The organism is Chitinophaga sp. GbtcB8, from assembly GCF_019091455.1.
Classification (GTDB): Bacteria; Bacteroidota; Bacteroidia; order Chitinophagales; family Chitinophagaceae; genus Chitinophaga.
This window is the reverse complement of the sequence record NZ_JAGXJN010000018.1, coordinates 19,031-43,682: the sequence shown is the minus strand read 5'-3', so window position 1 is coordinate 43,682 and position 24,652 is coordinate 19,031. Positions and strand designations below refer to the sequence as shown.

At 46.9% G+C, this 24,652-nt stretch carries 20 protein-coding genes, 1 pseudogene and 1 riboswitch; of the genes and pseudogenes, 7 read left to right on the top strand and 14 right to left on the bottom strand.

What is annotated here, in order from left to right:
- The first annotated feature begins 47 nt into the window (after positions 1 to 47).
- Positions 48 to 611, top strand: coding sequence for an NADPH-dependent FMN reductase (locus KVT36_RS16780; RefSeq protein WP_217604630.1), 564 nt, complete (start codon positions 48 to 50; stop codon positions 609 to 611).
- Positions 612 to 617: 6 nt separating this feature from the next.
- Here the strand turns inward: KVT36_RS16780 and KVT36_RS16775 are convergent, their stop codons facing one another.
- Both KVT36_RS16775 and KVT36_RS16770 read right to left on the bottom strand, forming a co-directional pair.
- Complete coding sequence (locus KVT36_RS16775) at positions 618 to 1,727, bottom strand: hypothetical protein (RefSeq protein ID WP_217604629.1); 1,110 nt, start codon at positions 1,725 to 1,727, stop codon at positions 618 to 620.
- 91 nt (positions 1,728 to 1,818) lie between these two features.
- Positions 1,819 to 2,457, bottom strand: coding sequence for an ATP-binding cassette domain-containing protein (locus tag KVT36_RS16770; RefSeq protein WP_217604628.1), 639 nt, complete (start codon positions 2,455 to 2,457; stop codon positions 1,819 to 1,821).
- A gap of 175 nt (positions 2,458 to 2,632) precedes the next feature.
- Positions 2,633 to 2,791, top strand: a riboswitch (cobalamin riboswitch).
- A gap of 120 nt (positions 2,792 to 2,911) precedes the next feature.
- On the opposite strand from KVT36_RS16770, the pseudogene KVT36_RS16765 reads away from it, so the two are divergent.
- A pseudogene (locus KVT36_RS16765) lies at positions 2,912 to 3,883 on the top strand (ribonucleotide-diphosphate reductase subunit beta).
- A 95-nt stretch (positions 3,884 to 3,978) separates the two neighbouring features.
- A complete protein-coding gene (locus KVT36_RS16760; protein WP_217604627.1) occupies positions 3,979 to 6,360 on the top strand; it encodes a ribonucleoside-diphosphate reductase subunit alpha in 2,382 nt (793 codons plus the stop codon).
- 60 nt (positions 6,361 to 6,420) lie between these two features.
- Here KVT36_RS16760 and KVT36_RS16755 read toward each other — a convergent pair whose 3' ends face one another.
- From KVT36_RS16755 to KVT36_RS16725, 7 genes are all read right to left on the bottom strand, one after another.
- Entirely contained in the window at positions 6,421 to 6,810 is a 390-nt protein-coding gene (locus tag KVT36_RS16755; RefSeq protein ID WP_217604626.1) for a RidA family protein, read from the bottom strand.
- A 135-nt stretch (positions 6,811 to 6,945) separates the two neighbouring features.
- Positions 6,946 to 7,509 (bottom strand): Crp/Fnr family transcriptional regulator, encoded by a 564-nt coding sequence (locus KVT36_RS16750; protein WP_217604625.1) that lies wholly within the window; start codon positions 7,507 to 7,509, stop codon positions 6,946 to 6,948.
- A gap of 24 nt (positions 7,510 to 7,533) precedes the next feature.
- Positions 7,534 to 8,106, bottom strand: coding sequence for an isochorismatase family protein (locus KVT36_RS16745; RefSeq protein ID WP_217604624.1), 573 nt, complete (start codon positions 8,104 to 8,106; stop codon positions 7,534 to 7,536).
- A gap of 32 nt (positions 8,107 to 8,138) precedes the next feature.
- On the bottom strand, positions 8,139 to 9,392 hold the full coding sequence (locus tag KVT36_RS16740; RefSeq protein ID WP_217604623.1) for an MFS transporter: 1,254 nt from the start codon (positions 9,390 to 9,392) through the stop codon (positions 8,139 to 8,141).
- Between the two features lie 266 nt (positions 9,393 to 9,658).
- Positions 9,659 to 10,105, bottom strand: coding sequence for a MarR family winged helix-turn-helix transcriptional regulator (locus tag KVT36_RS16735; RefSeq protein ID WP_217604622.1), 447 nt, complete (start codon positions 10,103 to 10,105; stop codon positions 9,659 to 9,661).
- 454 nt (positions 10,106 to 10,559) lie between these two features.
- Entirely contained in the window at positions 10,560 to 11,177 is a 618-nt protein-coding gene (locus tag KVT36_RS16730) for an RNA methyltransferase (protein ID WP_217604621.1), read from the bottom strand.
- A gap of 42 nt (positions 11,178 to 11,219) precedes the next feature.
- Positions 11,220 to 11,798, bottom strand: a complete 579-nt coding sequence (locus KVT36_RS16725) for a Crp/Fnr family transcriptional regulator (protein ID WP_217604620.1) — start codon at positions 11,796 to 11,798, stop codon at positions 11,220 to 11,222.
- 171 nt (positions 11,799 to 11,969) lie between these two features.
- Between KVT36_RS16725 and KVT36_RS16720 the strand changes: the two genes are divergently transcribed.
- The 4 genes from KVT36_RS16720 (at position 11,970) to KVT36_RS16705 (ending at position 16,686) form a co-directional block, all read left to right on the top strand.
- On the top strand, positions 11,970 to 12,917 hold the full coding sequence (locus tag KVT36_RS16720) for a heme-binding domain-containing protein (RefSeq protein ID WP_217604619.1): 948 nt from the start codon (positions 11,970 to 11,972) through the stop codon (positions 12,915 to 12,917).
- 13 nt (positions 12,918 to 12,930) lie between these two features.
- A complete protein-coding gene (locus KVT36_RS16715; RefSeq protein ID WP_217604618.1) occupies positions 12,931 to 13,407 on the top strand; it encodes a cytochrome P460 family protein in 477 nt (158 codons plus the stop codon).
- A 121-nt stretch (positions 13,408 to 13,528) separates the two neighbouring features.
- On the top strand, positions 13,529 to 16,198 hold the full coding sequence (locus KVT36_RS16710; protein ID WP_217604617.1) for an AsmA-like C-terminal region-containing protein: 2,670 nt from the start codon (positions 13,529 to 13,531) through the stop codon (positions 16,196 to 16,198).
- Between the two features lie 92 nt (positions 16,199 to 16,290).
- The gene (locus tag KVT36_RS16705; protein WP_217604616.1) at positions 16,291 to 16,686 is read left to right on the top strand and encodes an SdpI family protein; all 396 of its coding nucleotides are present in this window, start codon (positions 16,291 to 16,293) and stop codon (positions 16,684 to 16,686) included.
- Positions 16,687 to 16,755: 69 nt separating this feature from the next.
- On the opposite strand, the gene KVT36_RS16700 is transcribed toward KVT36_RS16705, so the two are convergent.
- From KVT36_RS16700 to KVT36_RS16680, 5 genes are all read right to left on the bottom strand, one after another.
- Complete coding sequence (locus KVT36_RS16700; protein WP_217604615.1) at positions 16,756 to 19,935, bottom strand: efflux RND transporter permease subunit; 3,180 nt, start codon at positions 19,933 to 19,935, stop codon at positions 16,756 to 16,758.
- Positions 19,936 to 19,988: 53 nt separating this feature from the next.
- Positions 19,989 to 21,116 (bottom strand): efflux RND transporter periplasmic adaptor subunit, encoded by a 1,128-nt coding sequence (locus KVT36_RS16695; protein ID WP_217604614.1) that lies wholly within the window; start codon positions 21,114 to 21,116, stop codon positions 19,989 to 19,991.
- Between the two features lie 68 nt (positions 21,117 to 21,184).
- Positions 21,185 to 22,513, bottom strand: coding sequence for a TolC family protein (locus KVT36_RS16690; protein ID WP_217604613.1), 1,329 nt, complete (start codon positions 22,511 to 22,513; stop codon positions 21,185 to 21,187).
- A 285-nt stretch (positions 22,514 to 22,798) separates the two neighbouring features.
- Complete coding sequence (gene lipA / locus KVT36_RS16685; RefSeq protein WP_089913659.1) at positions 22,799 to 23,695, bottom strand: lipoyl synthase; 897 nt, start codon at positions 23,693 to 23,695, stop codon at positions 22,799 to 22,801.
- A gap of 120 nt (positions 23,696 to 23,815) precedes the next feature.
- Positions 23,816 to 24,625 carry a hypothetical protein gene (locus tag KVT36_RS16680; RefSeq protein ID WP_217604612.1) on the bottom strand — a complete coding sequence of 270 codons (810 nt, stop codon included), beginning with the start codon at positions 24,623 to 24,625 and terminating at the stop codon, positions 23,816 to 23,818.
- Positions 24,626 to 24,652 lie beyond the last annotated feature (27 nt).

Below are 24,652 nucleotides of genomic sequence, written 5' to 3'. Positions count from 1 at the left end.
TTACCGCCTTTTATTATCTTTAGCGCATTGAAAAACCAAACCTGATCATGTCTGAAAAACAGTTTCACGTTATTGCTATTTCCGGCAGTTTACGTCACGGATCCTACAACACAATGGCCCTGAAAGCCGCACAAAAATTAGCCCCTGCAAATATTACCATTGAACAGGAAAGCATCAGCGATATTCCCTTTTACAATGCCGACCTGCATTCAGACGGATTTCCGGACAGTGTGGAACGCCTGGTAGCAAAGATCAAAGCAGCCGATGGTGTGCTGTTCGTATCCCCGGAGTACAATTATTCTATTCCCGGCGCATTGAAAAATGCCATAGACATACTTTCCCGCCATCCTAATAAACCGTTTGATAACAAGGCAGTGGCCATTATGGGCGCCAGCATGGGGCCATTGGGTACGGCGCGTATGCAATATCATTTAAGGCAGGTAATGGTATATTTAAATGCTTATGCCGTAAACCGGCCGGAAGTAATGATCGCTGCTGCGCAAACTAAGTTTGATGAAGATGGTAACTTAACGGATGAAACAGCGAAGAAGTTAATACCTCAATTGCTTACAGCGCTCACAGAACTAAGTAAGAAACTAAGCGTCGTATAATAAGTCCTACTGCACCTGCTCATACATCGGCTCATACTTATAAAACCTTCCTGTAAATAACACAAAGGCTGCCACCTGCATGCCTACAATAGCCCAGCTATATAAATATCCCAGGGTCATAAACAACAGCACGCAAAATACCAGGAACACCCAGCGCAGGTATTTATCCTGGTCCAGCCGGGGAAAGTAAAGCAAACATCGGAACAGCGGCAGTAAAGATGCACCAAAAGCCACCAGCAGCAACCAATGCCAGCTATTATACGGTAATGTATGTACGATGAGCAGGCCAAACTCCGGCAGCAATAAACAGCTGTAGGTGATACACAACATGCCATACCGCTTCCAGAGCGGTATGGGCAGGTGGCGGGTAAACGCTAAATACTGATCATCAAAATGCCGGTGCTCAAATACCAGTATGCTATGCAGCAGCAGGGAAACTAATAAACCGGTTAATACCACCCGTATATCATACCCATCTTCCATAAAACTAAAAGTTGCGATCAGTATTACACACGACAATACTTTTACAATCAGCAGCGTGCGTGTACGGCTGGTAGCCAGCTCATAAATGTAGTATAGTGACAAAGGTTTATGCACCCGTCGGTTGAACCATTGTATCCAGCGGTGATAAAAAAAGACAGCACCAGGTTGTTGTATCAAACGATGATATACAAACACGGGTAATAAACACATCAGCACATTAAAAACCAGCAACACGGCCACTACTCCGTAATATCTTTTAGAGCCAGCCACTACTGCGGCTATTGAGCTATACACCAATACCGGCGCATAAATACCCAGGTGCACCATACACCAGTTAAGCCGTTGCCGCGGGGCAGCTACAGCGCCTACAGTCTGATATAAAAAGTTATATTCCTTTGCACTCATAGTACTCAGTACGTGGCCCATACATTTTAAATTATACAGCAGCCACAAACCCAGCGCCAGCAACAGGAAACCAGTAGTGCTCACAATGCCCGTCATTAACCCGTAATGATAGGATACCAGCTGCCCGCCCGGTACAATCCCGAACAATAAATAAAAAAGTAAAAAGAAAAAGCCCGTATTACGCGCGTAAAAACGTTGTATAAATATCTTGCTGAGGATCGTTAGCATAATTAACAATTAATAACCGTAGCGGAGCGCCCAATAATACTTCAATATGATCAACTTATTTTTCATCGTTGTACTATTCCCGTTATGTTAATTATTCATTCTTAATTATTAATTGCCCGTCGCTCAGAACAAGTGTAGCGCGCACCGGCAGTGCGCCATCTAACAGCGGCTGATGGGAAGTGATCAGGAAAGAAACGTTATGCTGCGTATGAAAGCGGTGTATCCAGGTGTATAGCTCCTGTATAGCAGCAGTATCCAGCGTGATCAGCGGCTCATCAAGCAATATAAAAGAGGGCTTGCCGGTAAAGGCCAGCAGCAGGGATAATTTCTTTAACATACCGCTTGAATAGCTGCTTACCGGGTTATTAATAAAATCAGGGATACCCAGCGATGTGGATAGTGCGTGGATATCTTCATGCCCTGCACCCTTGGTAGTAATGTGCAGCTGCACCAGGTCGCGCCCCGTAAGGAAAGCAGGATATAAAGGCTCTGCCTCCGCATAGTTCACCAGCTGCCGGTACCGTACGGGATGCTGCTTACTACTTATATCAGTATTGATCCTCACCTCTCCATCAAAAGGAATTAACCCAGACATAATTTTCAGGCAGGTGGTTTTGCCCGCGCCATTACCGCCCTGCATCCAGTAAATGCCGGCCGGCAGCTCCAGCTGCGGGATGTTGATTATCAGCCTATCATAGTACCTTTTTTGTATATGTTGTAGTGTGAGCATATGTTAATATTAGAAAATAAATCTTGTATTAAAAACGCATCTAATGCTTAATGATTACTTTTTCACACCTTCTCTCAATAGGGCGCTGCGTTTCCAAAAATAGAAGCTTCTTTTTCCACACGTGTTAAAAACTTTAAAATGGCGCCCATCTGTTTCGTACTACATTTGTGTCAGTTCTTGACTTAGTTGCAATGGTTTCCGGAATAAACCCCCGGAATTAATAGGGAATCGTGTTAGAATCACGAGCAGACGCGCTACTGTGATTCCTGATCCCCCCACATGTGATGTTCTTGATCAGGGAAGCCAGATACCTGCCAGGCGCAACAATTTGTCATCAACCTTCGCGTATAAGGTATTGACGCAAGTGACACCTTCCTCACTCCATGGATAGGTATCTCCCGTCAACCCCCCTTATCCATTTTTAGAGTACAGTTAATAAAAAAATATTTGGCGTATGAACCATGAAAATGAGATCTTGTTAAAAGAGAACAAAGATCGCTTCGTATTGCTGCCCATTAATTATCCGAAAGTGTGGGAAGTGTATAAACGGCATGAGGCCAGCTTCTGGACAGCAGAAGAAATTGACCTTAGCGGAGACCTGAAAGACTGGGGTGCCCTGAACGATGGTGAACGCCATTTTATTACCCATGTGTTAGCCTTTTTTGCGGCCAGCGATGGTATTGTGGATGAGAACCTGGCTGTAAACTTCATGAGCGAAGTACAGAACCCGGAAGCCCGCTGTTTCTATGGCCTCCAGATCATGATGGAGAATATACATTCAGAAACCTATGCTTTATTGATCGATACCTACGTAAAAGATCCTGCTGAAAAAGATCGCTTATTCCATGCCATTGATACGGTGCCTGCTGTGAAGAAAAAAGCAGAATGGGCACTGCGCTGGATTGAGAACGGCAACTTGGCACAACGCCTGGAAGCCTTGGCGGCCGGGGAAGGCATTTTCTTCGGCGGGGGTTTCGGCCCTATTTTCTGGTAAAAGAAAAGAGGGTTGGTGCCCGGCTTTAGGTCCCCCAAAGAGCTGATCACCCGCGATGAAGGACTGCACTGCGAATTTGCCTGTTTGTTATACAGCATGCTGCAGCAGAAACTTACGCAGGAAGAAGTACACCAAATTATTGGCGACGCAGTAGCCATTGAAAAAGATTTTATTATCAATGCGCTGCCAGTTGACCTCATAGGCATGAACAGCCGCCTGATGGCCCAGTACATTGAGTTTGTAGCCGACCGCTGGTTATCTGAGCTGGGATACGCCAAAATGTTCAATGCCGCTAACCCCTTAGGTTATATGGAAATGATCTCCCTGCAGGGAAAGACCAACTTCTTAGAAAGACGGGGAGCCGTTTACCAGAAACCGGGTGTACTGTCCGGCAAAGACACACAAACATTCAGCTTAGACGAAGACTTTTAATAAAAAGCTGTTAGCCATTAGCCTCTTAGCTAGCTAAGAGCTAACGGCTAACAGCTAATAGCCCTTTTTTACTAACCTCTTAAATTTCAATACAAATGTTTCTAAAAAAAAGAGATGGCCGCAAAGAAGCGGTAAAGTTTGATAAGATCACCGCACGTATTGAAAAGCTGTGTTATGGACTTGCATCAGAGTATGTGGATTCCATTGACGTAGCTAAAAAAGTGATCCAGGGTTTGTATGATGGCGTAACCACTACAGAACTGGATAACCTGGCAGCAGAAACCGCCGCCTCTTTAACTACCAAACACCCGGACTACGCGCTGCTGGCATCCCGCATAGCAGTTAGCAATCTGCATAAAAATACCGTGAAATCGTTTTCCACAACGATGAAGAAGCTGTACGAATATGTGGACCCGAAAATAGGTAAACCTGCTCCGCTGTTATCTGACGACGTGTGGGAGATCATTAATAAAAATGCGGAGATCCTGGATTCCAATATTATATATGACCGTGACTTTGCTTTTGACTATTTCGGTTTTAAAACACTGGAACGTTCTTACCTGCTGAAGGTAGACGGTAAAATTGCAGAGCGCCCGCAACATATGTTCATGCGTGTATCGGTAGGCATCCATAAAGAGGATATTGATGCGGCCATTAAAACGTATAACCTTATGAGTGAGCGCTGGTTCACACACGCCACTCCTACCCTGTTCAATGCAGGTACGCCCAAACCGCAAATGTCATCCTGCTTCCTGCTCACTATGAAAGGCGATAGCATTGATGGTATTTACGATACGCTGAAACAAACCGCCAAGATCTCCCAGAGCGCCGGTGGTATTGGTTTAAGCATTCACAACATCCGCGCTACAGGTTCTTACATTAGCGGTACCAACGGTACTTCCAATGGTATCATTCCCATGCTGCGTGTGTTTAACGATACTGCCCGTTATGTGGACCAGGGCGGTGGCAAGCGTAAAGGCGCTTTTGCCATATACCTGGAGCCCTGGCATGCTGATGTATTTGAATTCCTGGACCTGCGTAAGAACCATGGTAAGGAAGAAATGCGCGCCCGCGACCTGTTCTATGCCCTGTGGGTACCGGACCTGTTCATGAAACGCGTAGAATCCAACGGCGACTGGAGCCTGTTTTGCCCGCACGAAGCACCAGGACTGGCCGACAGCTGGGGTACTGAGTTTGAAGCGCTATATGCAAAATACGAGCAGGAAGGCCGCGCGCGTAAAACCGTGAAAGCGCAGGACCTTTGGTTTGCCATCCTGGATGCACAGATAGAAACCGGTACACCTTACCTGCTGTATAAAGATTCTGCCAACCGCAAATCCAACCAGCAGAACCTGGGTACTATCAAAAGCTCTAACCTTTGCACAGAGATCATTGAATATACAGATGCCAATGAAGTAGCAGTATGTAACCTGGCTTCCCTGGCCCTGCCCCGCTTTGTAATAGATGGTAAGTTTGATCATGAGAAGCTGTACGAGGTAACCTACCAGGCTACCCTGAACCTGAACAAGATCATTGACAACAACTATTACCCAATAGAAGAAGCCCGCCGCAGCAACCTGCGTCACCGCCCCATTGGCTTGGGCGTACAGGGCCTGGCAGATGCGTTTATCCTGCTCCGTTATCCCTTTGAAAGCGAAGCAGCACGCAAGCTGAACTCAGAGATCTTTGAAACTATTTATTTTGCAGCCTTAACCGCCTCTAACGATATGGCCAAAGAACATGGCGCATATGAAACGTTTCCCGGCTCACCTGCATCCAAAGGCATCCTGCAGTTTGATATGTGGGATGTAAAACCCTCCGACCGCTGGAACTGGGATTCGCTGAAGGCAAGCGTAGTGGAGCACGGTATCCGTAACTCCCTGCTGCTGGCGCCCATGCCTACAGCATCTACCTCCCAGATACTGGGTAACAATGAGTGTTTTGAACCTTACACTTCCAACATTTACACCCGCCGTGTACTGAGCGGTGAGTTTGTGGTAGTGAACAAACACCTCCTGAAAGACCTGGTAGAGCTGGGCCTGTGGGATAATGACATGAAGAACAAGATCATTGCTGCCAATGGCTCTATACAACAGATAGATGAAATTCCTTCTAACGTGAAGGAACTGTATAAAACCGTTTGGGAGATCAAACAACGCACCATCATTGATATGGCGGCAGAACGCGGTGCGTTCATCTGCCAGTCACAATCCCTGAACCTGTTCGTAGATACACCGTCTGCCGCCAAGCTCACCTCCATGCACTTCTATGCCTGGAAGAAAGGTTTAAAGACCGGTATGTACTACCTGCGTACACAGGCAGCCACACAAGCCGTACAGTTTACGGTAGAAAAACAGGGCGGCCAGCAAATGGAGCCTGTGGTAGCCGCAGCGCAAGCGGGACAAACCATGCTGGAAGATATTCCGGAAGGCGCGGTTTGCACCATGGAAGAAGGTTGCGTAACCTGCAGTGCGTAAAAGTGTAACTATATAGAAGCAAAAGGGGCCGGCGATTGCCGGTCCCTTTTTTGTGGATGATTATTTCACTACAGTAGCTTCAAGCTCAACTTTTAATGTTTCAAAAAGGGTTTTCACCTCAAACAAAGTGGTGGCTTGCTTAATGCCATGCTTAGCTATCCAGTCCTGCAAAACATTAAAGCAGGTGAAAAATTCCGCTGAAGAAGTGGTAAGCACATTTAACCGCACAATACACTTACATTCATAACCAGCCTCACTGATAACCTGCTCCAGGTTTTGTATGGCCAGGATCAATTGTGTTTTCATATCATCGGTGCTTGATTGTCCGTCAGCATGCACCGCAGCTTGTCCTGAACAATAGAGCGTACCTGCTGCCTGTTTTACTTCAACGGCCTGCACATAGCTGCGTTCATTCTGCCATTGCCAGGGATTAATGATCCGTTTTTCCATGAGTTTACTTTTTTAGTTTGCACCTCTGCAGCTGATACAAACAATTAATAAAAAAATTGTACCCTGCAAAGATGGGCACAACAGGCAATTCCCCTGCGTGACAAACATCACAATTTAAAATGGATGGAAATAAGATCAGCGGGCAAGCCGGCTCAGGGTTTCGCGCGAAACACCTAAATAGGAAGCCAGCAGGGATTTAGGTACTCTTTGAAACAGGGAAGGATATCGTTTAAGCAGCTGTTCATAACGCTCCTTTGCATTGGAGGTAAGGAAAGACAATATGCGCTGCTGCGATCCAATGTGACCGGCATTGGCTTTTCTAAGAAAAAAATGTTCCATCTTTTGGAGGCCTGCACATAATTGCTGGTAATCTTCCAAAGAAAGGCAAAACACATCCGTATCTTCAAGGCACTGTAACGACATGGTGGCCTTTGTTTGCGTATGATAGGCCAGGAAATCACTCTCCCACCAGTCTTCCATTGCAAAGGAAACAATATGCTGCTTTCCCGATTCGTTGTTATATATCAGCATTAAAAGCCCTGAGACCACGAAATAAGCATACTTTACACTGTTACCTTCCCGGATAAGGAACTCGCGCTTTTTATAACTTTTAGTAGTGAAATGAGAGAGCACAAACGCAAACTCATCATCCGTGAGCGGCACTATTTTTTCTATATGTTCCCGGAGTTTTTGCTGCATGTTATTTATCATTATACTACTACATTACTTCAGCGCCTTCAGCTGCTCAATGATCTCTATGGTAGTGCCGGTTTCCCCTATTCTTGGAAAAATAACCTGTAAGCTGTGCTCATGCGCCGGCAGGGAACGGTCGCTCATAGCGTCTTTGGCAAACGTGAGGTTATAAGCTCTTTCATGCGCACTGCGCGCAGTACCTTCTACGCCAATGCTGGTAGCAATGCCTGCCAGCACAATATTGGTAATACCGCGGCGCCGCAGCTGCAGGTCCAGGTCAGTACCATAAAAGGCGCTCCAGTTGTGTTTAGTGATGTAAATATCGTCCTGCTGCAGCGGCAGCTCCGGCAACAGCTGATCCCAATCCCCGCTAAATGTGCGGCTGCCTTTTTCCTCTGTGCGGGTTTTCAGCGCATCTGCATAGTCCTTTGCAAAGCTTACATTCACCACCACAATGGGCAATTTGGCAGCCCGGAAGGCTGTTATTAAACTAATGGCATTTGTAATTACGTCTGCTACCGGTGGTACGGTATTTTGGGCAACACCTTTCTGCAGGTCAATTAATACCAGTGCCGTCCGTTGGTCTAATGTGGTAATAGCCATAGCATGTTTTTTAGTGCTTTGAAAAATATGTGTTACGCAATATCACTATACTCAAGAGTGGGCTTTTGCGCCTGTGCCTGCCGGCGCCTGCGTATACCCCAGATAAATAATCCTGCACAAATAATACCAGCAGTACCCTGCAAACATACCGTAAGCGGCGCGCCTATCTGGTGTGCCACCAAACCGGTCAGCAAACTGCCTATCGGCAGCGTGCCCTGGAAAGCCATTGCATAATAGCTGATCATACGGCCACGCATATACCCGGGTACATTGGTTTGTACGTACGTGTTGGTAGCTGCGATCTGCCCCATCATACCCGCACCTGAAAGCATAATGAAGAACAAGGCCAGCGGCAACGAGGTAACGCGTGAAAAAAGGACCACGCTTATCCCAAATACTACCGCCGCAATGCCAATGAACTTTAACAGGTCTTTACCAGGTTTAAGCCCTGCCATATAAATGGCGCTCATCAGCGCGCCCAGGCCGGTAACACTGGCAAACCAGCTATACGTTTCCGCATCACCGCCAAACACCTCTTTGGCAAAAACAGGCGTTAATGTACTGAACGACATCAGGAATAGGCCCGAAGCCCCCAGTATCATAATAGCAGATCTTATGTTGGGTGATTGTTTTAAATAAACATATCCCTCTCTTAACCCTTCCCAGATATTGGCATCTGTTTTAGGAGGCGCCAGGAGCTGTAAGCGCATCATCAGCAGCGAAATAATTACGGCAATAAACGTGAGGAAGTCTATCAGGAAACAAATACCTTCCCCAAACACGCTCAATATCACCCCTGCAATAGCAGGGCCTAAAAGCCGCGCCAGGTTTACCATTGAGGAATTGAGCGCAATAGCATTAGGCAGGTCTTCCTTGTTATCGATCAGGTCTATCATCAGGGATTGACGGGAGGTGGTATCAAATGCATTAATAATGCCCTGCGCAATGGCTAATAATATAATAGCTGTGATATTATAGAACTTAAACAATACCAGCCCCGCAAGCACGCCGGACTGTATCATGGAAGCAATTTGCGAGATGAGTAATATCTTATAACGGCTATGCCGGTCAGAGAGTGTACCGGCATAAGGTGAGAACAGCATAGAAGGAATAAGCCCTGCAAAACCTACAACACCCAGCATCAGCGGGGAGTGGGTAAGCCGGTATACCAGCCAGCTTACCGCCATGCGCTGCATCCAGGTACCAATAAGGGAAATGGATTGCCCGGTGAAGTATAACCGGTAGTTACGTGATCTTAGTGAACGGAATAGTTGAGATGGTTTCAAATTGGTTTTTTTATGCTTAATGCTGAACGCTGCCAGTGTTATGTTTAAATTACCTGGCGCCTGTATTATGAACTTTGAACTATTCTAAATGTTATGTTCAAAAGCATCGAAGCTGGTTGCCACATTAAACTTTAAACATTTACACTAAGCATTTAGGCTTGCGTTCTTCTTTGCGCGGCAGCATGCTGCATTAAGCTTTATACTTCTGCCTTGCGCCCTCAGCGTTCTGCGTTAAGCATTCAGCATTAAGCTTTCTGCTTTGCGCTTTACGCTTTCGGCTCATCGTAATCCGCCAGCCGCTGTATAATACCAGCTGCCTGCTTCAACACTTTCATTTCATCTGCATTTAACAGCACGCCCATAGCCCTGGCCAGCCATTCAGCCCGGATGTTCCTTATTTCAGCCAGCACCCTGGCGCCTTCTTTACTGAGCGATACCTGCACTTTACGCTTATCATCTTCCAGGGGTGTTCTTTTAATATAACCCTGCGCCTCCAGGTTATTCAGTATCTGCGACATAGCCTGGGCCGTTACTTTTTCCATGGCAGCCAGCTCAGAAGGCAATAGCTGCTTATGCTGGTCAAGCAAGGCCAGGGTAGTATTTTCTGTTACAGAAACCTGGTAAGGCACTGCCTGCTTGCGAAACTGGCGCAACAAGCGCGACAAAGCAGCCCGCATATCTGAGGCCAGCGCTATATCCTGGGCACGATTCATAATAATAAAGTAAATTAATAAAGTAACTTTACAAAGTTAGTGAATTATCACATTTTGGCAAAGGCCAATTGGCTGGTAACAGAAAGGTAATGATCGCATGGGGAAACTATACGCGCCAGCCGGTACACAGCTTTACAGGGGATACTATGGCAATAATCAAGAGGGAGCAGCCATCCTCCACCGGTTACACAACTTTACAGGGAACATTGAAAACAATGTGGTGAAATGGTGGTCATCACCTGCATCTCTCCTGGTTTTCTGTTGGGTTGATCATTCAGCGGATCTTCGGCCGGTAAATGCGTTAAATAAGCGTAGTGGGAAAAACAAGGTTTAGAATAAAGAGGGCTACATGCAGCAATAGGGCTTACCAATGCAAATGAAACAATACAATAAATAAAAATCCTGTAAGCAGCGATAAGGCTTGCCAATGCAAATGGAATAAATGCAGCCGCCCTCACTCCTCGCCCCCTTTCAGCGGCTCAGCATCTGCATGCGGGCTGCTCCATTGTTTCCACAGTTCATTATACTGCCCATCCGGCAGGCGGCGCTTTTCATAATGCCCGGCCGCTGTTTTTTGCCGCAGCCCTTCATAAATGCTCACGGCGCAAGCCACAGAAATATTCAGGGAACGGATAATACCCATTTGCGGAATAATGAAATTCCCATCTGCCTGTGCACGGATCTCCTCACTTACACCCATATGCTCATTACCAAACACAAGGGCTACAGAACTGGTAAAATCTATTTCATATAAGCTAATGGAATCAGCCGCCAGGTGAGTGGTGTAGATCTTATCATATTTTTTCCGCAGGGCAGCCATACACGCTGCAGCATCTTCAAACTGGTGGATAGTAAGCCACTTAGCCGCGCTGGACGAGCTTTTAGCGCCCCATTTCTTATGCCGTGGTATTTTATTGGTAAGCACATATATTTCCTGTATGCCCACAGCATCGCAGGTACGCATTACGGCAGAAATGTTATGCGGGTCCTGTACATTTTCCAGTACAACAGTAAGGTCGGGCTGGCGCTTGTTTAACACGCCTGTTAATCGTTCCCTGCGTTCAGGTGTCATAATCCGGTTTTGCTGGGGTCAAAAGTAATAAATACCTATGTATTACTTCTTATACATATTACTCCTTACTTTACTCAAAAACTCCGGCGATACACCTATATACCGCGCTATCTGGTGCTGCGGCACCCGCTGTACAATATGCGGGTACTTTTCCATAAAGGCCAGGTAGCGTTCCTCTGCCGTTTGTGAAACAGATGCATAAAAACGTTTCTGCAGCACACCCAAAGAGCGCTGCACCAGCAGGCGGTAGAATTTTTCAAACTTAGGCACCTGCTCAAACAGCTGCATTTTATTGTCGTAGTTGATCAGCAGCATCTCGCAATCTTCTACTGTTTCTATAAACATGTTGGAAGGCGTTTGCTCTGAAAAGCTGGACAGGTCGCTCACCCACCAGTCCTCTACCGCAAACAGCAAAATAGTTTCCGTACCTTCTTTATCCAGGTAATAGGAGCGGCAGCAGCCTTTTAACAGGTAAGCCTCAAAATCGCACACCTCTCCTTCCTGTAACAGGAACTGCTTTTTCTTTACTTTTTTAAATTGCAGCAAAGAGTGGAACAGTTCCAGCTCTTCTGCTGTTAACTGAATAAAACGGGCTACAGATGCATCTAACTGGTTGAACATAAAGTACCTTTACTCCATAAAAATAAACAGAAGCTACCTCATTTACAAAGCTACGGTTTGTACCTCCACCTGCATTTATGCCTGGTTCATCCCCTATTCTGCCTTATTCACGGCAGGCATCTTTACAGGTAAGGCCGTATAACCTTTCTTTGTACAATAAAAATTGATACCATGCAAACAACTACCCGAAAAAGAATATTGCAGGTGATCGTATTGCTGGGCGCTGTGTTTATACTGCTGCAGTTCATAAGGCCGGAAGTGCCCCACCCACCTGTTACCGGCGACCTGCAGGCCCCACCGGAAGTAAAGAGTATACTGCAAAGAGCTTGTTACGACTGCCACTCCAACCAAACGCAGCTACGCTGGTACGACCAGATTGCACCGGCCTACTGGCGGGTGGCCCAACATATAAAAGATGGCAGAAAGGGATTAAACTTTTCCGAATGGCAAAACCTGTCCCCGGCAGATCAGAAGGGCAAGCTGTTTGAATCCTTTAACCAGGTGCAGGCAGGCGCTATGCCGCTGAAAGATTATGCATTGGTACACCGGGATGCCGTGCTCTCTGAAAATGATGTAGCTGTTTTAAAGCATTATGTAGCCGGCATGGTGTCCGTTAAACCGGCGGATACTGCCCTGATAAACACAGCGGATAAGCAGTACAATAAATGGAAAACAGCCGCTGTTGCAGACAGTAAGGTACAGCCCACACCCAACGGCATTGACTATTTGCCCGACTACAAGAACTGGCAGGTAGTAAGCACTACAGACCGTTTTGATAACGGCACCATGCGTGTGATATATGGTAACGATGTTGCCATTAAAGCCATTCAGGAAAACCATATTAACCCCTGGCCCAACGGTACCATCTTTGCAAAAGTAGCCTGGGATCAGCTGCAGGATGCAGATGGTAATGTGCGCACCGGCGCGTTTAAACAGGTGGAATACATGATCAAAGACGATAAAAAATATGCTGATACCAAAGGCTGGGGCTGGGCGCGCTGGAAAACACCGGAGCTGAAACCTTATGGGAAAGATAAAATGTTCACCATGGAATGTATCAATTGCCACCGCCCCGTAAAAGACAACGACTTTGTTTTTACCATGCCTGTTAAATTTTAAAACCCTGTCAACAATGAAGTATACATATATCTTACTGGCTGCACTCTTTTTAGTTAGCTGCACCAACAAAATGGAAGATGCCGGAACACTTAATAAAACCGCATCATTACCGGCTGCCTTTAACTTTAATAAGCAGGGCTGGAAGGTGATCACCTCTTTTATTAACCGGCAGCAGGCTACTATGTCTACCCTTTATGGAAATGAGGCAGCTTTCAAATACGCCACCACCGGCGCCTCCGGCAGCTACCCGCCCGGCGCAGCTTTAGCGCTGGTAACCTGGAAACAGCAGGAAGATAAACGCTGGTACGGCGCCAGCATACCCGGCCAGCTGCAAACACTGGAGCTGGTAAGCACAATGGCAGCAAACGGCAGCGGCACAACAGCCACCTACCGCCAATATGAAGGCGCTGACCTTACGCTGGCTTCTCCGGCAGATAGCCTGACCAGGATTAAGTATATTTTAGGCCAAAAAGCATCGGTACTTCCATGAGGTTTGTGAACATTTACGGTGTCCTCTACGATAAGTAATTGGTTAGCAATGATAAAGTAACCGGTTTGGTAATTACAATTACCTCCTTATCTTCACCGTTCTATACAAACACAACATTCCTATGTTTAAAAAAGTACTGAAAGTCGTACTCGTATTATTACTGGTGCTGATTATAGCCGCCTTTGCCATCCCTTATTTCTTTAAAGATAAGATCATGGCCCTGGTAAAAACAGAGCTTAACAAAAACCTGGTAGCCAAAGTAGATTTTAAAGATGTGGATATTAGCCTGTTCCGCCATTTCCCACGCCTGGCCGTAGGTTTAGAGGAGCTGCAGGTTATTAACGTAGCTCCCTTTGAGGGCGATACGCTGGTATCCGTAAAACAGATTGATGCTGCCCTGAACCTCATGAGCGTAATAAAGGGCGATAAAATGGAGATCTATAACGTAACGCTGGACCAGCCCCGCATACATGCAATTGTGCACAGTAACGGGGAAGTGAACTGGAACATTACCAAACCGGACACCGCGCAGGCCAGCGCAGATACCGCTGCCAGCAAATTTTCCATGAGCCTGCAAAGTTATAAGATCGCTGATGCCTATGTAAATTATGACGATCAGCAGGGTAACATGCAGGCCATTATAGAACACCTGGACCACGAAGGCAAAGGTGATTTTACCCAGGACCTGTTTACCCTGGAAACCAGCACCACCGCGCAGGCAGTAACTTACCGCTACGGCCTGGTGCCTTACCTCTCCAACACAGCCGCTAAAATAGATGCAGATATCAGCGTAGATAATAAAACCAGCACCTATACCTTCAAGGATGGCAATGTATTGCTCAATAACCTGAAAGTAGCCGTACAGGGCTTTTTCAGGCTGGTGAATGATAGTACCTATGGTATGGACCTGAGCTTTAAAGCGCCCTCTACCAACTTCAAAGACTTATTATCACTGGTGCCTATTATGTATCAGCAGGATTTTAATAAGATTAAAACAGAAGGTACAGCCGCATTTGACGGTTTTGTAAAAGGTACTTATAGCAGCACACAAATGCCGGCCTTTGGCTTGCACCTGGCCGTGAAGAATGGTTTCTTCCAATATCCTGACCTGCCTAAACCGGTAAAAAATATTCAATTAGCCGTTAACGTGAGCAACCCGGATGGGGTGCCCGACCATACTGTGGTAGACATGCCTTCCGCCCATCTTGAAATGGATAATACCCCGCTGGACCTGCGCCTGCTGGTAAAAACACCGGTATCTGATATGTATGTGGATGGCGCGGCAAAAGGCCGCTTAGACCTTTCCAAGGTAACCCAGTTTGTAAAACTGGAATCCGGCACACAGCTTACCGGTTTGCTGGATGCAGACATCAGCGCCAAAGGCAATATGAGCGCTATTGAAAAACAGCAGTACGACCGTTTTTATGCAGCCGGCAGCCTGCTGGTAAATAACCTGCTGTACCGCAGCAAAGATTACCCGGATGGCGTAAAGGTGAATAACCTTTCCCTGAAATTTAACCCGCGTAATGTAACCGTGGAAAAGTTTGACGGGCAGTATATGGGCACCAACTTCCAGGCAAATGGCGAGGTAAATAACCTGCTGGCCTATATGTTTAAAAATGCCCCGCTGGATGGTAAGCTGAATATGAAAGCAGACCAGGTAGATCTTGACAAATGGATGGGCACGACCACAGCCACTACTACTACCGCAGATACCGCCGCTACAGCGCCTTTTGCCGTACCCGGCAACCTGGATCTGAACTTACAGGCACAGGTAGGCAAAGTGCATTATGATAAGCTGGACATGACCAACTTAACCGGCAGCCTGCAGATAAAAGATGAAACAGTAACCCTGCAACAAATAAAAGGTAATGCCTTACAGGGCAGCATGGAAGTGAATGGCAGCTACAGCACCAAGAACAGTAAGCAAAACCCGGATATTAACCTGGCTTATAATGTGCAGGACCTGGATGTACAGCAAACCTTTAATGCATTTAATACCGTACAAAAACTAATGCCTATCGGGCAGTTCCTTTCCGGTAAGATCACCAGCCAGCTAAAGCTGGCAGGCAAGCTGGGTAAGGATATGATGCCGCAATTAAGCTCCCTGAACGGCGATGGCAACCTGCTGCTGATAGAAGGTTTCCTGAAAAAATTTGCACCGGTAGATCAGCTGGCCAGTCAATTAAATGTAAGCCAGCTGAAAGATGTTTCCCTGCGTGATGTTAAAACCTATTTTGCATTTGAGAACGGCCGCGTAAAAGTAAATCCGTTCAAAATAAAGGTAAGCAACATTAATATGGCCATAGCCGGCTCCCACGGCTTTGATCAGTCGCTGGACTATACGCTGCAGCTGGCCCTGCCCCGCAGCGTTATGGGCGCGCAGGCTAACTCACTTATTAATAACCTGGTTACACAGGCCGCCAATAAGGGCGTACCTGTTAACGTGAGCGATAGTGTGCACCTGCAGGTATTGCTGGGTGGTAACATTGCCAAACCCACTTATAAAACAGATCTGCAGGAAACAGCTTCCAGCATGGCTGCCGGTCTGAAAGACCAGGCCGCTGCTTTGGTGAAGAATAAAGTAGACACTGTAAAGAACACGGTAAAAGATTCACTGAACCAGATAAAGAACAATGCCACCAATGCCATCAAAGACCAGCTGGCAAAACAGCTGAGCGGGCAAAAAGATACCGCTAACAAACAACCGGCTCAGAATACAGGCAAACAGGCAGAACAAACTTTAAAGAATACGCTGAATGGCCTGCTTAAAAAGAAAAAAGAGCAATAATTAGATTTGCGATTTCAGATATACTCACCGTTCCGGCCAGCCACCGGGACGGTTTTTTTTCGTATCTTATACTAACCTTAAATGCCAAGTTCATGACAACATTGCTGCATAGCACCTATTGCAATGCCAGTCTGCTGGCAGGTTTGCTGTTCCTTTTTATGGGTTATTTCATTCGCCGGTATCCTCCTAAAAGTTTAAAAACCTGGTATGGTTACCGCAGCTTTTACTCCACCCAGAATATTGAAACCTGGCGTGCCGCCAATACCTATGCCTCGCATATCTCCCTCCGTATAGGCATATTGCTGTTTGTATTTGGTATTGCCAGCGCACTGTTCTTTGAAAAGCAAACGGAACTTTTCTTTTATGTAACTATTAGCCCGGTGGTAATTGGCGCCTTATACATGGTAGGTTATACGGAATGGATGCTGGGACAGGAATTTGACGAAGAAGGCAACAAACGCGACCCTGCAGATACGGAACCGGAATAACCTCCCAAAAAAAGGCGCCCCAAAATGGAGCGCCCTTACTTAAAACACTGTACTTAAATCTATCGAGTTTTAACCACCCTGCACATCGTGATCAGGGATAGCTGTATAATTCTCTCTCATTTTTTCCAGCTTGGCTTTACCATAAGCCAGCCGTGTAATTATCACAAATAATACCGGTACAATAAAGATGGCCAGGAAGGTAGCGGTGAACATACCGCCTAATACCGTCCAGCCCATGGTTTTACGTGCTTCTGCACCTGCGCCGGAGGAAAGTACCAGTGGTAATATACCCAGCAGGAACGCCATAGAGGTCATGATAATGGGGCGTAAGCGCAGCTTGGCTGCCTCTACGCTGGCCGTTACCAGCTCCATCCCCCTGTCCACACGCTCTTTGGCATATTCCACGATCAGGATGGCGTTCTTAGCCGCCAAACCTATCAGTGTGATCATACCTATCTGTGCATATACGTTGTTACTTAAATTAGGCAGGAAAGTAAGCACCAGGATGGCGCCGAACATACCTATTGGCACTGCCAGCAGTACAGAGAATGGTACGGCCCAGCTTTCATATAAAGCTGCCAGGAACAGGAACACGAAAATGATGGATAACGCGAATATATATACGGTTTTGGAGCCGGATAATAATTCCTCACGGCTTAGGCCGGAGAACTCGTACCCATACCCATCCGGCAGTTCCTGTGCAGCTACTTCCTGCAGCGCTCTGATTGCATCGCCGCTACTGTAACCCGGCGCCGGGCTACCGTTTATTTCCGCGGAGCGGAATAGGTTGTAGTGGGAAATTACCGGTGCGCTTTCTATTACCTTATAGCTGGTTAAGGTGCTTAATGGCACCATACCACCGGCCTGGTTACGTACATAGTATTGTCCCAGGTTCTTAATATCCCCGCGGTATATGGAGTCAGCCTGCGTTACCACGCGGAAGTTACGTCCGTATATCGTAAAGTCATTGATATAAGCGCTACCCATATAGGTTTGCAGGGCAGTAGCTATGTCTGATACCTGTACGCCCAGCTTCTTGGCTTTTTCACGGTCTATTTCCAGCAGGTAACCGGGTGTGCGCGCTGTGAAGAAAGAGAAGGCGCGGAGTATTTCCGGCCGCTGGTTAATAGCGGCAGTGAATTTCTGCAGCACCCCTTCAAACTGTTTAATATCCGTACCACTCCTTTGTTGTAAAATGAAGGAGAAACCGGCTGTTTGACCCAGACCAGGAATAGCCGGCGGCGGAATTACCACCACGTTGGCTTCCTTGAAACGGGAAAGCTTTTGTTGTATCTGCGCTACCAGGCCAAAGATCTGTTCAGATTTTTTCTTACGCTGATCCCAGGGTTTCAGCTGGCAGAAGATGGTAGCACTGTTTGATTTGGTAGCAAAGTTCACCACGTTCAAGCCACCTAATGCAGCATAGTGGCCAATGGCAGGCACGCTGTCCAGTATCTTCATCATCTGGCTCATTACCGATATGGTACGCTCTGTAGCGGAAGATTCCGGCAGATCGAAGGTAATGTACATACGGCCGTCATCTTCCGTAGGAATAAAACCGGAAGGCTTGTTCTTAAACAATAATACAGCGCCTATGCATATGCACAGCAGCAATATCATTACATACCGCGACCAGCGGATACTTTTCTTCACCCCTACAGAGTAGCGGGAGGTAGTATGCCCAAACCAGCGGTTAAACCGGAAGAAGAACTGGTTCAAACCTTTGGAATCCTTATCCAGATGCATGGGGCGCAATATCAAAATACACAATGCCGGTGTAAGCGATAAGGCCACAAAAGCGGAGATCAGTACGGAGATGGCGATGGTGATGGCAAACTGCTGGTACAAACGGCCTACAATACCGGGTATAAAACCTACCGGCACAAACACCGCCGCCAATATTAATGCAATGGCAATTACAGGCCCGGATATTTCCTTCATGGCCTGCGTTGTGGCCTCTTTAGGCGTCATATGCCCATGGTCAATATTATGCTGCACCGCTTCCACCACCACAATGGCATCATCCACCACAATACCAATGGCCAGCACAAACCCGAACAGGGTAAGGGTGTTAATGGTAAAACCTAATGGTATAAAGAAGATGAATGTTGCAATAATAGATACCGGGATAGCCAGTACAGGGATCAGCGTAGCGCGCCAGCTCTGTAAGAACAGGAACACCACTACTACCACCAGCGCCAGGGCTTCCAGCAGCGTTTCTACCACTTCGTGTATGGATACCCGGATTACGGTAACAGATTCAAACGGCACTACATAATCCACATCAACCGGAAAGCTTTTCTTCAGCTGCTCCATAGTGGCATATACATTCTCGGCAGTTGCAATAGCGTTACTACCCGGCGCCTGGTATACCAGCAGGTAGGATGCGCGTTTGCCATCCACATAAGAGTTACTGGCGTAGTTGAATTTACCCAGCTCTACGCGGGCTACATCTTTCAGGTACACCAGGTTACCATTTTCCGGTTTGGTTTTAATAATGATGTTACCAAATTCCTCCGGGGTAACCAAACGGCCTTTTACCTGTATGGTGTATTCAAACGTTTGGCCGGCCTGCGCAGGCGGGGCGCCTACGGTACCTGCGGTGATCTGCGCATTTTGTTCTGTGATGGCAGCTCTTACCTCATTGGCGGTAACCCCCATTTCGGCTAACCGGTCAGGCTTCAGCCACACGCGCATACTAAAATCATCTGCACGGGTAAAGATATCACCCACCCCTTTTGCACGTAGCAACGCATCTTTTGCAAATACGTTGGTATAGTTATCCAGGAAAGTAATGTCGTGCGTGCCTTTGGGTGAGTAAATAGCAACCAGCATTAAGATGCTGGGATTACGCTTTCTCACTATCAGGCCTAAACGTTGTACTTCCTGTGGCAGGGTAGGTTGTGCAATACCTACACGGTTCTGCACATCCAGCGCTGCAATATTAATGTCTGTTCCTACTTCAAAGTTGGCTGTTAAGCTTACTGCACCGTTACTGGTACTGTTACTTTGCAGGTAGGTCATGCCCGGTGTACCATTCACCTGTACTTCTACCGGTGTGGCCACGGTTTGTTCCACCGTTTGTGCATCAGCGCCGGTATAGGTACCGGTGATCTGCACCGTGGGTGGTGTAATATCCGGGTACTGCCCTACCGGCAGGGTGGTCATTGCCAGTAAGCCTACCAGCACCAATACAATAGCAATTACTATAGCGGTAACTGGTCTGCGTATAAAAGTATCTGCAATCATGATCGTTGTCTTCTATTGATTCAATCTGTTTTACTTCACTTTCACCTTTCACATTATGGCTTGCCGCCCTGTTGCGGGGGTGCGCCTAACTGTATTTTACCGCTATCGCGTAAACGTTGGAAACCTTCTGTGATCACCTTATCACCGGCTTGTATCCCATCTACGATCACGATCCGGTCTTTCAGCTTGGGCCCCAGGTGCACTTTACGTTGCAGGGCAATAGAATCTTTAGCTACATACACAAAGAATTCGCCCATTTGCTCTGTTACGGCTTTGTAAGGGATGATCAGCCTTTGACCTGAAAGGTCATTGAGTACATTCAGTACACAGCTCATACCGTCTTTCAGCTCATCGTCCGGGTTTTCAAACTCTATCCTTACTTTAATGGTACCGGTTTGGTTATCTACCCCGCGGTCAACAGTGGTGATATGGCCGGTATGTTTATAAATACCGCCGCCGGGCAGCTGCAGGCGGAAAGTGCTGTCTGCCGGGTTAATGGTTTTACCACGCATATTTGCAAAACGGCTTATTTCTGTTTCATTCACCACAAAATCCACCATAATGGGGTTTTCGCTGGATATAGTGTTCAGCAGCGTAGTGCCGGGGCTTACCTGTGCGCCCAGCTTTACCTGTGATATACCAATGCGGCCGGTGAACGGGGCTTTGATGATGGAATAATCCAGGTCTGTACGGGCTGCAAGCAGGCTGGCTTCGCCGGCGGCTACCTGGCTGCGGTTAGCTTCCAGTGTGGCCGTAGCATTGTCCAGCGTTTGGCGGGCAATGGCGTCCTGCTCTGCAAGGCGCTGGTAACGGTCCATATCTTTCTGGGCCCTGATAAAATTAGCTTTGGCGCTCAGGATATTGGCCTCTGCCTGGCGAACAGCGGCTTCATATTTGCGGCGGTCAATTTCATATAGGGCTTTACCCTTTTGTACTACATCCCCTTCTTTAAAGAAGATGCCGGTAATAAAACCGGATACCTGCGCACGCAGCTCCACACTGTTCACAGCTACCACCGTGGCAGGATATTTATCATAATAAATGGCGGGGGCTTCTTGTGCCACCACTGTATTCACTTGGGTAGGCGGCATAACAGGGGCACCTTTTTGAGCCGGACCCTTACAGGCGGTCCAGGAAAGCATGCCGAAAGCGCAAATAATAACTACGAATTCATTTTTCATCTGATAATCGTTTGTCTTGCATTGGCCGGAAAAGCTGTGTGAAGGCCCATCCGGACAGGTTATCTTTTTTAATTATTAGCTGTTAACGTTCCTAATGATCTCTGCAGATCTATTTTGCTGGACAGTACATCGTACAGTGAATTAAAATAATTCAGCTGTGCGCTGCGCAGGTCTGTTTCAGAGGTGATCACTTCCAGGTAGGTTTTTACACCTTCCTTGTATTGCAGGGCAATCAGGTCATACACCTCTTTGGCTTCCTGCATATTTTGCCGCTGTAACGTATAGTTATAGAAGTTACTTTTATAAGCGGCCATGGCCTGCGTATACTCTGTACTGATCTGGCTTCTCAGCGATGCAAAATCCCAGTCGGTACGTTTCAGCTGCAGCTCTGCTGCGCGTATGTTCTGCGTACGTTTGGTGCCCTGGAAAATAGGTACAGACAATTTTAACCCAAAGAAAGAGTTAGGGAAATTATTGTTGTACAGTTTGGAGAACTCATTATTCAGGTATGCGGCGTTATAGTTGGCAAAGGCCGATACGGTGGGCAAAAAACTCCATTTATTATAGGTCAGCTCTGCCTGCAGCAAACGTTGCTGTGTTTGCAGCAGCTGGTATTCTATACGGTTCTCGTAAGTAACGGTAACGGATGTATCCAGCGATACTTCGCTTTCCATTTGCAGCGTATCATCTATCAGCTTCAGGTCGCCGGTATTGGGGTAGCCCATTAGCTGGCGCAGCTGTGCATAGGCGCTGTTCAGCTGTTCCTGCGCGGTTTTGCGCTGGCCTTTGGCATTGTTCAGGGAAATGTTGGCGCGCTTGTAATCTGTTTTATCTACAATGCCGCCCTGGTATTGGTTATACGCATCTTTCTGGCTGCGCTCCAGGCGAATAATGTCCTCTTCCAGCACAGAGATCTGCCGTTTGGTAAGCAGCACATTATAATAGGCCTTGCTTACATTGGTGATCACATCTATCTGGCTGCTGGCGGTGTTTTGCTTAGCCTGGTTACGTACATCCCTTGCCGTGCGGCTGGCCAATAGTACATCGCGGTTAAAGAGGTTTTGATTCAGGGAAAAGCCTACTGTGGAGCTGTTTTCCACCCCTGCCCTAATGGGGCTGCCGTTAAAATAGCTGGTGGGCACCTGCAGGTAATGCTGAATATTATAATCCAGGTTGATCTGCGGATACCAGTCTGCCAGCTTACTTTTGATCGTAGCTTCCGTAATCGCTTCATCTATCATGGACTGCCTTACTACCGGTTGGTGAGATAATGCATACTTGATACAATCGCGTAAATTGGCATCGGGCAATAATGAATCAGGTAATTGCTGTGCGTATGTATAACTGGTATGGAAAGCCATACCTATTATCACCGCCAGGAAAAGTGTTTTTTTCATATTTAACGATCAATTCATCTTATACCAATCAGAATATAACAACGGGCACCCGTAAATGGTTATAAGTACGCCACTTCGTAATAATTTATACAATTATTACAAAAAGTTGATTAACGGAATATTAAATCCGCTAATAGCCCGCTATTAAGGTTGCTAAGCCGTTGGGCGATGCCCCAACTGCGTATCAGGTAGGTTTTAGGTGTTAAATGTTACGCAAAGATAGCAATGCAATCCAAATTTATATGGATATCTGGTTAAGTGGTTAAATACCTATTTAACCATGCATTATTTATTACGTCCGCTATGAATATGTTTTTCCGCATGGTAAGAGGAGCGTACCAGCGGGCCTGATTCTACGTAATCAATGCCCATGGCATAGCCAATTTCACGATATTCTGCAAACTCATCGGGGTGTACAAAGCGTACTACCGGTAAATGTTTGGGGGTGGGCTGCAGGTACTGGCCCAGGGTTATTACATCTACCCCATTATCATACAGGTCCTGCATAGCCTGTATCACTTCTTCCTTGGTTTCACCCAATCCCAGCATAATACCGCTTTTGGTACGCATGCCGCCTTCTTTTAACCGGCGGATAACTTCCAGGCTGCGGTGGTACTTGGCCTGGATACGTACCTGCTTGGTGAGCCTTTCCACTGTTTCCAGGTTATGGGATACTACTTCCGGCGCTACTTCTATAATGCGCTGCAGATTTTCCCACTGGCCTCTGAAATCGGGGATCAGGGTTTCCAGGGTGGTATCAGGATTCAGGGCACGGATGGCTTTGATGGTATTGGCCCAGATGATGGAGCCGCCATCTTTCAGCTCATCCCTGTCTACAGAGGTTAACACGGCATGTTTCACCTTCATTAAATAAATGGCTTCTGCCACACGCTGGGGCTCATCCCAGTCAACTGCTTCAGGGCGGCCGGTGGCCACGGCGCAAAAGCCGCAGCTACGGGTGCAAATGTTGCCCAGTATCATAAAGGTAGCGGTGCCTGCGCCCCAACATTCTCCCATGTTAGGACAGTTACCGCTTTCGCAAATAGTATGTAATTTATGGGTATCAACCAGGTTACGTACCTGTTTGTAGCTTTCTCCTATTGGTAATTTCACACGCAGCCAATCTGGTTTTTTGGTCCTGGGGGCTGCTGCCGGTGTTCCACATACGGTTTGTTCTTGCATCGCTAACTCCTTTCTTTAAGAGCAACAAAGTTACCTATTATTCACTAAAAATGGTTATACCGTTGCAGGGCTATTATCCATCAGATAATCAACCATTTAACAATATAACCATCCAATAATTTACTTCTTATCCCAACGCTTGCCGAACTGCAGGCTCAGGTACGCGTTGAAAAAGAACTTTTTATTATCCTGGTACACCAGTATGGGTACACTTTTAGTATAGTATTCTGCATTTATACCTATTTCCAGGGCGCTTACCACTTCATTGAACTTGGCCCAGTCAAACCGCAGGCCTGCTTTGGCGTGCAGCCCGGGTACCACGGTCAGCTCGCCCCAGCCTTTGCCAAAACCGCCGCCGGCAATGATCTTGGAGGGCGTAATAAAGGCGGTGTCCAGGTCAGGATCCGTACCATATTTAATATCCTTTACTTCTCCGCTGGGGGTTTCTACTTTCAGGTAATAGGGTTTCTGCAGGCCTATAGAAATACCACCATAATAAATGGCATTTACCTCTACCCCATTCTTATTGCCTTTGCCGCCTATCAGGTAGCGCTGGCCTATACCCAGTTTGGCCTGGTAAAAATTATTTTGTTTCCCGTAGATGTAAGGCTTTTCTGAATAAGCAAAGTCGCCTACCGGTACAAAGGCGCCCGGTTTTTTATCTTCCTTGGGGTCTTTCTTTTCTGCAAATTCAAACTGGAAGTAGTTCACTATTTTCCGGTTCTTGCGGTAGCCCAGCTCAAAAAAGCCGCTCCAACCGTCTGTGTTTAGCCGGCCCCCTATAGAAAACTCCCGGTCATAATTATTCTCCCCTTCTTCCAGCTCCCTGAACAGGGAAATGCGTTTCAGCTTTCTTTGTTCCCGCTCCTGTTTTTTGGTTTCTTTATCAGACTGGGCCTGCAAGCTGCCTGCCACTAATAATAAGAACAAGAATAAGTGTAATTTTTTCACAGTAAT